At 36.3% G+C, this 6542-nt stretch carries 9 protein-coding genes; 5 read left to right on the top strand and 4 right to left on the bottom strand.

What is annotated here, in order from left to right; genetic code table 11:
• From H5180_RS21800 to H5180_RS21785, 4 genes are all read left to right on the top strand, one after another.
• On the top strand, window positions 1-277 hold a 277-nt coding region (locus H5180_RS21800), incomplete at its 5' end, for a hypothetical protein (protein WP_182759101.1).
• A gap of 44 nt (window positions 278-321) precedes the next feature.
• Window positions 322-1146 carry a VWA domain-containing protein gene (locus H5180_RS21795; RefSeq protein WP_182759100.1) on the top strand — a complete coding sequence of 275 codons (825 nt, stop codon included), beginning with the start codon at window positions 322-324 and terminating at the stop codon, window positions 1144-1146.
• Window positions 1147-1178: 32 nt separating this feature from the next.
• Window positions 1179-1529, top strand: a complete 351-nt coding sequence (locus H5180_RS21790; protein ID WP_182759099.1) for a hypothetical protein — start codon at window positions 1179-1181, stop codon at window positions 1527-1529.
• Between the two features lie 92 nt (window positions 1530-1621).
• Complete coding sequence (locus H5180_RS21785; protein ID WP_182759098.1) at window positions 1622-1879, top strand: hypothetical protein; 258 nt, start codon at window positions 1622-1624, stop codon at window positions 1877-1879.
• Between the two features lie 412 nt (window positions 1880-2291).
• On the opposite strand, the gene H5180_RS21780 is transcribed toward H5180_RS21785, so the two are convergent.
• The 4 genes from H5180_RS21780 to H5180_RS21765 form a co-directional block, all read right to left on the bottom strand.
• On the bottom strand, window positions 2292-2642 hold the full coding sequence (locus H5180_RS21780; protein ID WP_404936219.1) for a DUF7007 domain-containing protein: 351 nt from the start codon (window positions 2640-2642) through the stop codon (window positions 2292-2294).
• A 42-nt stretch (window positions 2643-2684) separates the two neighbouring features.
• Window positions 2685-2882, bottom strand: a complete 198-nt coding sequence (locus H5180_RS21775; protein ID WP_182759096.1) for a hypothetical protein — start codon at window positions 2880-2882, stop codon at window positions 2685-2687.
• 309 nt (window positions 2883-3191) lie between these two features.
• The gene (locus tag H5180_RS21770; RefSeq protein WP_182759095.1) at window positions 3192-4283 is read right to left on the bottom strand and encodes a ParB family protein; all 1092 of its coding nucleotides are present in this window, start codon (window positions 4281-4283) and stop codon (window positions 3192-3194) included.
• Complete coding sequence (locus H5180_RS21765) at window positions 4283-5500, bottom strand: ParA family protein (protein ID WP_182759094.1); 1218 nt, start codon at window positions 5498-5500, stop codon at window positions 4283-4285. The genes H5180_RS21770 and H5180_RS21765 overlap by 1 nt, the downstream gene beginning before the upstream one ends.
• 584 nt (window positions 5501-6084) lie before the next feature.
• Between H5180_RS21765 and H5180_RS21760 the strand changes: the two genes are divergently transcribed.
• The gene (locus tag H5180_RS21760; protein ID WP_182759093.1) at window positions 6085-6279 is read left to right on the top strand and encodes a hypothetical protein; all 195 of its coding nucleotides are present in this window, start codon (window positions 6085-6087) and stop codon (window positions 6277-6279) included.
• Window positions 6280-6542: the final 263 nt, after the last annotated feature.

Here is a 6542-nt window from a genome sequence, read left to right as displayed (position 1 = left end):
TGTGAGCTTCCGCCTAGAAGGAAAGGATGCCAAACAATTAAAAGAAGTAGCAGCAAAACTTAAAGAAAAACTCAACACCATGGAAGGTGTGGGTGATGTAAATGACTCAATGCAAAGCGCTACAGTGGTGAACAATCAGATGGTGAACAATCAGATGGTGAACAATCAGATGGTGAGCAATCAGATGATTCAAGTACGGATACTAATGGAAATGAAGCCTCTGCTGAGGACCAAGAAAACGGTGATCAAACTTCACGAATCATTAAGTCAGTTATAGATGCTATCGAAGACGATAATATTGAAGTACCTGACTTTCATGAAATGATAGCCGAAGAATTGAGACAAGAAGCAGAAAACTTTAGCCCTTCTGAAGATGATTCCGAACTCCGAGATATATTTAGTAATACGTTACCTGTAACGACTAAATGGAAACTGATGGGATTACCTTTTAATAATCCTGAATTAATACCCAGTGCAGGCAAGGCGGTTTACCGTACCCTACACAGAGCGTTAATTGATGACACAGAGGAGTTGAATGGTTTTAGAAATCGTGGCCGAAAATTATCTAGCAAAAAACTAGTTGGATCGGTTTTAGGTGATGATCGCATTTTCAAAACACCGGTAATAGAAAACGAATTGAGCGCCGCTATTAGTATTTTAATAGATGCTTCAGGTTCTATGGCTCGTGGCTATCAAGAGATTGCTAACGCGGTAGCATTAGCAATGTCTAAGGGTTTGCAAAGCTTACAAGTTAAAAATGAAATTGGTTTTTACTCGTCTGAGATGTGCCTATATATAGCAAAACCTTTTAACCAACAATATATCGATGAAAAACGCTTTCAAGTTTGTTCTGATTTATACACTCCAAGCGGTGAGGCTATGAAGTCTGCATTAATGAGACTGAATCGCCAATCTGAAGATAAGAAGTGCTTATTCCTCGTAACTGATGGTAAGCCTAGTTGTCCGGGGTCATTCATTGAAGCATTAGAGCTGGCAAAGATATTGGGTATAAGTATTGCTGTATTAGGTGTAGGGATGACTAGAGATAACATAGAAGGTTTAGACGATAAATACTTTACGAATGTAGAGTGCGTTTCAAACCTTAAAACTGCGTTATCTAAAATTGTAAAATCAAACATATTTTAACTCTGTCAAAATATCGTATATAGGAGCGTGTTATGTGCGAAACAAAGTCTGTTTCGGGTTATGCAACAACGTTTGTTCATGTTGTTGCAGCTAACGTATGTGGTGAAATTATTAAACCAAGTGATTTAAAGTCATTAGATAGTGGTGCAGGTGACTTATACTGCGCTGCTTCATGTGGGGAAATAATAACGCGTACTAAGTTGAAGTATTTAGATGCATTGTTGATAGAAAACAACCCAGCATTATCGGGATTGATTTTTAATGTTTACAATGAGGCTAATGATTTCTTAGAACCAATCTATGATCTTACTGAACTAGTGAGTGACCCAGATTATTTAGCAGAACAATACGAAATATATTCTCTATCTGAATTTGAGAATTAACACCGGCAATTAAATAATTGCCTGAAACATTAACCCAGAAGGGGGTCGCTCTCCCTTTTGGGATTGCTCCCCCTCAAATATGAGGATAAGCAATGAGTAATAATAAGAAAAACTTCAACCTAATACTTGTTGAACTTGTTCTGATGGCTATATTAGTTGGTTTCATACCCAGCTTAATTGTAGGGGGTTTTGAAGATTCCTTTGGAGTTTGCATAAGCCAAGTTACAGAAGTGTGCCACCAGTTACAAATTCAAGGTTTAGTTAAGGCTATAGGAGCATTAATTTGTTCAGTAGCTGCGGTTGTCGTTTCATTTACTATTTCAAAGCAATATAACAAAGAGGACAAATAATATGGACACAAGTATTTATCAAATAGCTACGGTAATAGTGGTTTTGTTGACATTCAGCACTCTTGCTGGAGGTCTTTACTTGGTAGCCAATAGGTCCTCTAGTTGATTTTGAAATAAATCTGTTTAATTAAAGCGTCCTTTTGGGCGCTTTTTTTTTGCTTAAATTTTGCTGCCGGAGAAGAAATCTAATAAGCACTAATATAAACCAGGATCAATGTAGAAACGTTCCTTCCACTTCTTAGCTGTTTGTTTCCAAGTACCATCAATATTTGGGGCTCTCTTTAAACATAGCACCCAATCCGTTAATGAAGGCGCGTACTCAACGTCAGGGGCAGCGATAGGGTACTTGTTGTTAATAACGCATTCACTTAAATAGCAAAAACACATTGCTCGATTTCATTGAGTTCTCTATTTAGTTTTCATCCTCAACGTGCGGCTTAAAATCTAAGTTTAATTCGGTGTCTATGGTTGTTGTGAACTCGGCAAGAAAATCGATCTCGGCTTGGTTTTTCTTTCGTGGCACTGAATGCGATGTAAATATATTGAGTCTACCTAATGCATGGGCTTTGCCTTGAACAGACGGAAATATTTGCGGGTATGCAAGATAGACAAGTGCAAACGCCTCATCTTCTTCATAATATTCACTATTAAGGGTTAGGTGTGAAGGAATTGCATCAGCAAGCTTTTTCGTCAGTTTTAAACCACCATGCCCGGCAGTCTCAACATCCATTATTCCCTCTACGAGTTTTCTTTGCTCTACTATAAGCCCCTACGGCGATGTGAGTTCAAGTATCGCTCTCCGGTCTTACGGTGAATATCCAACCCCTGCATTTTCCAGCATGTTTAACACCATGCCATGAGAGTAATTATACTTAATGTAGCGCGACAATCTTTCGCCTATGACTTCATGGGCGTTGTTTTCTGCTGTTATGTAAATTGGTTCGTGTGGGCTAGATACATGCTCTATAAGCTCATCCCACTCGTTAAAAAGAACAGTAGCCATGCCTTCGCTTCAATAGAGTGAGCAGGAGTTATTTTAAAGTTATTCATACTTTCTTTTTTTAGTTGTTTATGAGCAGATTTATAGTAGTTGAAAGGTTATCAAAAGCCAAACACTGCAAGCTTGAGGCTATTACGTGGTTGTTAAGAGAGCAGGGTTAACAGAGTAAGTAAAGGAATAACGTGTATTATATCGCTGGAATAATTGCAGGTTTTTATTCGTAAGTGACTGTTTTGAATGTGAATAAAGCATAAATAATCTTTGTATAAAACCCACTAAAAAACCTGCTAATCAGCAGGTTTTTTATCAAGGTTATTGGTTATGTTTTTCCAAGAGCGCTACTATAGCTTCTTCGATTTCTCGTTTGGCTTCTTCAGTAATTTTGTCAAATGTATAACTTACCTTTCTACCCTTTTCTGTTTTTTTAGCTGTTCTTTGATTACCCTTACAGTCAAACAGTTTAGTTGTAACAGCTTTATCCTTCGGTTTGGCAGTAAGTTTTTTGTTTGTATTTTTAATAAGAGTTAAAACAGCACTTTTATATTCATCGGCCGCAAGGTTGTCATCTATGCTAATAATTTCAGTTTCGATTTCATCTATAAATCCATCAAGAAAATTGTTACTTTCAAGTTCGTCTTGCACTTGCTTTAGAAGTTTATAGTCAGCAATAGCGAGCGTGTTCAGATCAGGGAAAAGCGTTAGCATTTCCTTTTTTACTGAAGCAGCAGTGAGTGCTTTACTTATTAAGCTTTGGCTAACACCGAGCTGTTCTGCTAATGCAGTTTGATTTAAGGTTTCGCCAGTCTCATTAAAGTGATTATCTTTAATCAACTGACAACGCAAACCAACATCCCTTAAGCTATGCTCCTTTGCCGATTGAAGCTCTTTAGCTAACGCTTTAGCATCACTGACGCTTATATCTTCGCTAGAAACGAGAAGGTGAAACTCTTTAATCGCTCCTTCTTCATATAAAAAACGGGCACGCCTACGTGAGCCGTCTAATATATCCATCTTTCCATCAAGTAACCTTGCAATGGCCGGTGTATATTGTTGCGTAAGAATTGAGTTTAGATCTTGCAATGACTCAAGGGTTAAATCGTCTTGGAATCGCCCGTTCACCTCAAACGTGACGGTTGTATTATCGCGTACTTCTTCATAAGACAATGTAACAGGTGTAAATTCTACTTTTTTACCTGACCTCAAAGTCCATATTTTACTTTCCCCAACTGAACTTAAACCAAAGAACTCTTTAAGCACTGCATTTGTATTTTGATTTGAGTTTTCAATTGCAGATTTTAGATCCTTTGATAAATGCTGTATTTTACTTATTGCTGCGTCTACTATCGCATCTTCTCCACCCGGTACACCACCTGTAGGATTGTTAAAGCCACGTTTCTTAGCCATTATTTTTCCTCCTTACTGCTTTCACGCCATACTTTTGCAATATCTCTATATACCTGACTCGTTACTTCATACCCATTTACTTGAGCTTTTAGGAATGAAGATTTACTTTTGTCGTATTCACTTTTGGACATATCGAAGACAGTAGCCATTGATGCTTGACAATTAGAAACCGCCTCAGATGCTTTAAACTCTTTTGAGTATAAATAGTCCGAGAAATCATCACATAAACCAGTCATCAATCCTGTCGTTGTTGTTGAGCCTTCTTTAAAATTTGTAAGTAGCATTTTCATAAAATCGAAGCCGGGATGACCTGCTTTTTTTAAAATAGCCCACACTTGCTGAATAAATTCAAAGTAAGAACTTGTGGCATCAATATCGCTTTCAGTTACACCTAATGGGTAGATAATACCCGTAGCCGCGTAGTAAGCATTGTACGTTGGGAAGCCTAGGCTCGGCGGGGTATCTATGATAATTATATCAAATTCACTTTCAACTTCATTGATAATGTTTTTCAAAATTGAATACGGGTTTTCAATTTTATTATTTATAACTTGTTCGTGAAACCAGTTGTCTAAAGCTCTATCTGATTGTGCAGCCGGTAGGATACGTAAATTTGGTATTGTTGTTGGTAAGAATGCATTTGAGATCACTTGCTGCTTTGTTTCACCTTCGTCTAGCTCATAGTTCCCAGTAATCAAATCACCAGATGATAGCTCACCCAACGCCTCTGACTTCGTAGCGTAAAAGGTGGTTAATGTTGCTTGTGCATCCATATCAATTAGGCCAATGCGAAATTCTTGATGGAACTCTGTTGCTAGGCAAGAAGCTAGTGTAGCTGCAGTAGCTGTTTTAGCTACGCCACCTTTTTGATTTTGTATCGCGATTACTTGGAGTTTTTGATTTAAGCCACGGTGGAATTTTTCCGCTTTTCTCAAATCTTGAGGCATTAGATCACGTACCTTGTATATTTCTTCTAAGTCCAGTGACCACTGAGAATCATCATGTCTGCGAGGGTCGATGTTAGCTAATTTTGTGTATTTATCTATAGTAGCCGCATGTACACCTAAATAGTCTTTGCTTTCATTACGAGTGAAGTTGCGAAGTTGTTTTTGGTTATTACTCAACAATCTTCTATTACGTGCTTCTTTATGATTGGTTGCGCCTACACTTAAATTATAAAAATCTCTATCAGTTTTAGCTACTTTTTCTGAACTCATGAAAAACCTCATACTTAACAATTATTCTAGTAAAGTGATAGTACATAATATGTATAACCGTGTATACCGATTTTTGTAATGTGAGTCATTTTTTGATACATGAGTCGTGCATTGGTGTGTGGGCAATTATTCCCATATATATCGCGATTCCAAAATGCTGAAAACGCAATAAAATGATTATGATTAATGAAATAAAGTACTTAGTCAATTCTGTAAAGTGGCTTTATCCGTGCGTAATGACGTCAGGCAACTCAGTGGCCATAAAAAATAGAGCCGATTGGTTATTGCATTTGTCATCGTGTCTTATCAAAAGTCGTTTAAATGCAGAGCATGTGTTCTGTATTGATTACAGTTTTTTGCAGAAAAGTAGAATAGTGTCTTCATTTTTTTACACTTTTATTAAACTATCATTTCTTTCTTAAAATTTTTACACATTAAATATGTATACTTCTGAAACACTCATAAATTTAATGTTGTAACAACTTGATTTAAAACACATTAAATGCTTGTTTGATAGTTTGAAAAAATGTGGCTGGCTTATTGCAGAAATTGAGTATGTGACAAACAAAAACTGGAGAAAATGTATGTCTATTACAACAAAGCGTTATGCTTATGCTTTTGTATCAATTTTTTGCCAATTATTTTTTTACGCTGCAATTATAAAGTTTGGAAATAGTGAAGATATAGCTAGAATTGTATATATTTTAATCAACACAATTAGTATGTATTTGTATATAAAAGCTCTTATTACAGATATAAATTATCACGGAATTTATTAACAAAATTTCGTAAAAACTGCGAAAGTTAGTGCGAAAGCTTTCGCGTTTTTTTTCTGTATTTAACATGGATATTTTACAGTTATTGATATTTTTATTTCTGTAAATTTAAATTAAAATAACTAACCTAGTTGGTGGTTAAGTATAAAGCTCCATATAAACAATGATTTATATGGCTTTCTTTGCTTTTGGTGTCTGGTTTTAAGTTCGTTCATATTGTAATTAATTGCGAAACTATTCCCTCGCTAATGGCGAAATTGTTTCGC

This window comes from Pseudoalteromonas sp. SR41-4, from assembly GCF_014163985.1.
GTDB lineage: Bacteria > Pseudomonadota > Gammaproteobacteria > Enterobacterales > Alteromonadaceae > Pseudoalteromonas > Pseudoalteromonas rhizosphaerae.
Note: the sequence above shows the minus strand (reverse complement) of the source record. Positions and strands in the feature narration are given on the sequence as shown.

Coding starts and splice junctions, on each gene's coding strand:
- H5180_RS21795 (WP_182759100.1), top strand. CDS start 322: ATGATAGCCGAAGAATTGAGACAAGAAGCAGAAAACTTTAGCCCTTCT.
- H5180_RS21790 (WP_182759099.1), top strand. CDS start 1,179: ATGTGCGAAACAAAGTCTGTTTCGGGTTATGCAACAACGTTTGTTCAT.
- H5180_RS21785 (WP_182759098.1), top strand. CDS start 1,622: ATGAGTAATAATAAGAAAAACTTCAACCTAATACTTGTTGAACTTGTT.
- H5180_RS21775 (WP_182759096.1), bottom strand. CDS start 2,882: ATGGCTACTGTTCTTTTTAACGAGTGGGATGAGCTTATAGAGCATGTA.
- H5180_RS21770 (WP_182759095.1), bottom strand. CDS start 4,283: ATGGCTAAGAAACGTGGCTTTAACAATCCTACAGGTGGTGTACCGGGT.
- H5180_RS21765 (WP_182759094.1), bottom strand. CDS start 5,500: ATGAGTTCAGAAAAAGTAGCTAAAACTGATAGAGATTTTTATAATTTA.
- H5180_RS21760 (WP_182759093.1), top strand. CDS start 6,085: ATGTCTATTACAACAAAGCGTTATGCTTATGCTTTTGTATCAATTTTT.